The following is a 2,626-nucleotide window of genomic DNA, read 5'->3' on the forward strand; positions in this document are numbered from 1 at the left end:
CTCGCGCAAGGATGGTACGTGAGCTAATCATTTGCCGGCTTGGCTTTCGCTTGCCGGCATGTATCACGGAGGAGTCATCATGACACGCCAATGGTCCCGTTTCCTGCAGGCGCTGAGCCTTGCCCTGACGGCGCTGCTGCTCGCGCCCAGCGTTTCCGCCGAATCGCTCGACAACCGTGCGGCAATCGGAGAACTGGAGAACGTCAAGGCCGTATACGACGTGCGCAAGTCGAATCCGAATGCGCTCGACATGTACCTCAAGGCCATCATCACCAACGTGGAGAACCTGGAGAAGGAAGGAGTGGAGGCCGATCTCGTGATGGTCTTCATCTCCCATTCGGTCAAGTTCATCAACACGAAACCGGAGATCGAGACCGAGGCCGACCACGGCGAGGCGCTGTCGAGTATCGCTCGGAGCATCGAGACGCTGCAGGAACTGGGCGTGCGCATCGAGGCCTGCAACGGGGCCACTCGTGCCTTCGGCGTGGACAACGACACGTTGCTGCCGGGCATCGAGCCGGTGCGTTCGGGCTTCATCTCCCTGATGGGCTACCAGAACAACGGCTACGCGCTGGTGCCGGTGTACGATTGAACGCCCACTCGGCGATTCGGTGAACGAACCCGCCTGCGAGGCGGGTTTCCTGATGTTGCCGCAGCAAGATGGAGACAACGATGGCCGGCAGACGACTGAAGATAGGATTGGCACTGGGCAGCGGGGCAGCCCGCGGCTGGGCTCACATCGGCGTGATCCGCGCGCTGGAGGATGCCGGCATCAAGCCCGACGTGGTCGTCGGCTCTTCCATCGGCGCACTCGTGGGCGCGGGCTATGTCAGCGATTCGTTCGACCGGATGGAGGAGTGGGCCCGAGGTATCCGGACGTGGGACGTCATGCGCCTGTTGGATGTCCGCCTGGGCGGCGGCCTGATCGAGGGCGACAACCTGATGCGGTCGTTGAAGAAGCAGATGGGTCCGATCGACATCGAGGACCTTTCGCTGCCGTTTGCCGCGGTCGCCACCGACCTGGAGGCCGGTCGCGAGGTTTGGCTGCGCGAGGGTAGCCTGCTGGATGCCGTAAGGGCCTCGATTGCCGTCCCCGGGTTGATGTCGCCGGTCAGGCACGAGGAGCGCTGGCTGGTCGACGGCGGACTAACCGACCCGGTGCCCGTTTCCCTCTGCCGTGCGATGGGCGCCGACGTGGTGATCGCCGTCAACCTCAACAGTGACCTGGTCGGCCGGCACGTTCGCGATCTCCGGGGGGCGGCCCATCACGGCATCGACGGCGAGGGTGGCCTGCCCGAATGGGTCGAGGGCGTCGACGAGCGCTGGCTCGACGGTCGACTGGGCAAGTGGCTGGAGAAGCGCAGCAACGGGGCGGAACCGCCGGGAATGCTCGACGTGATGGCCGGGTCGATCAACATCATGCAGGACCGGATCACGCGCAGCCGGATGGCGGGTGATCCCCCCGAACTGCTGATTTCGCCGAAGCTCTCACAGATCGGGCTGCTGGAGTTCGAGCGCGCCGCCGAGAGCATCCAGTGTGGTCGAGACGCCGCCGAGCGTGCGTTTAAAGGAAGTGACTTGCTGCCTGAATTGAGCGGGGAATCGAGCCGATAGCTTGAGGCTCGAATAGGTCAGAGACCAGAGGTCAGAGGTTCTGACTCCTTCCTCCTGGCTTCTGACCTCTTTTGATTACCAAACGAGATCGTCCGGTACCTCGAACTCGGTGTAGGCCGGGTCGCGGATCTCCCCACCGCTCGGCAACGCGACCAGGTGGGACGGGTCACGCTGGCCGATCTTCTCGGCGGTCTGTGCCGAGACGATGTAATAGCGTTTTTCCCAAGTGGCCAGGCGCAGCTTTCGGGTCGCCAGTCCGCGCCGCAGGCGGGCGTCGACCGGCAGGCTCAGCACGCGGCCCTGATCGGCGAAATGAAACGGCTCGCCGTGACTGGGCCGCTTTTCGGCGTGGTCGAGAATGAGCTGGCGGATCTCGGCGCGTTGAGCGCGGCGCTGCTCGCCCTCGCGCTGGCGGGCGCTGGCCTCGCGCGCCTGCTGGCGTTCGCGTTCGAGCTTCTCTGCGGCCGCCTTCTTCGCCGCCTCGATCTCCGCTGGCGGCTTGGTGTTCGCCTGCTTGTCGTGACGGTTGACGCGCCCCCAGGCCGACTTCTTCTGCTTGGGCTGCTTGCCGCCTTTCTTCGCCAGGCCGGCCTTGAGTAACTGCTCCTGAAGAGATGCCTTGCTCATGGTGTCGATGCTGATTCGCTTTGCTGCATGGGACGTCGAGTCTACCAGTTGAGGGCCTGGCACGGCCGATTGGCGACCGGGTGGGGCTACCGTGAAAAACCGACGCGCATCAATCAAAGGTGATATAGTCCGCGCCTCGGTCTGACCAGTCCTGCCGATTTCATTACTGATGATGTGCCCACGGCACGCCATCAACCCCGCGTTTTCCTTGCCGACTGGCGTGCGTCCCCTCCCGGGGCCGTGTGACGGGAAACGCCACGCCATTCGAGACGCCATTTTCGTCATGGCCTCCATGCGCTGAGCGTTCTCGTCCCCCAAGGAAAATCATTTCTATGTTGTTTTCAGAACTGGGCCTTCGCCCGGAACTCCAGCGCGCCATCGAAGA

The 2,626-nt window shown here is 63.7% G+C and carries 3 protein-coding genes; 2 read left to right on the forward strand and 1 reads right to left on the reverse strand.

The features are described from left to right. Positions 1–79 precede the first annotated feature (79 nt). Together ACESL5_RS09150 and rssA are read left to right on the forward strand one after the other, a co-directional pair. Complete coding sequence (locus tag ACESL5_RS09150) at positions 80–592, forward strand: DsrE family protein (RefSeq protein WP_372592474.1); 513 nt, start codon at positions 80–82, stop codon at positions 590–592. Positions 593–672: 80 nt separating this feature from the next. Continuing rightward, a complete protein-coding gene (gene rssA, locus ACESL5_RS09155; RefSeq protein WP_372592475.1) occupies positions 673–1,614 on the forward strand; it encodes a patatin-like phospholipase RssA in 942 nt (313 codons plus the stop codon). A 75-nt stretch (positions 1,615–1,689) separates the two neighbouring features. On the opposite strand, the gene ACESL5_RS09160 is transcribed toward rssA, so the two are convergent. Then, positions 1,690–2,241, reverse strand: coding sequence for a DUF2058 family protein (locus ACESL5_RS09160; RefSeq protein WP_372592476.1), 552 nt, complete (start codon positions 2,239–2,241; stop codon positions 1,690–1,692). Positions 2,242–2,626 lie beyond the last annotated feature (385 nt).

Origin of the sequence: Guyparkeria sp. (assembly GCF_041687595.1) — a bacterium.
GTDB lineage: Bacteria > Pseudomonadota > Gammaproteobacteria > Halothiobacillales > Halothiobacillaceae > Guyparkeria.

Coding starts and splice junctions, on each gene's coding strand:
- ACESL5_RS09160 (WP_372592476.1), bottom strand. CDS start 2,241: ATGAGCAAGGCATCTCTTCAGGAGCAGTTACTCAAGGCCGGCCTGGCG.
- rssA (WP_372592475.1), top strand. CDS start 673: ATGGCCGGCAGACGACTGAAGATAGGATTGGCACTGGGCAGCGGGGCA.
- ACESL5_RS09150 (WP_372592474.1), top strand. CDS start 80: ATGACACGCCAATGGTCCCGTTTCCTGCAGGCGCTGAGCCTTGCCCTG.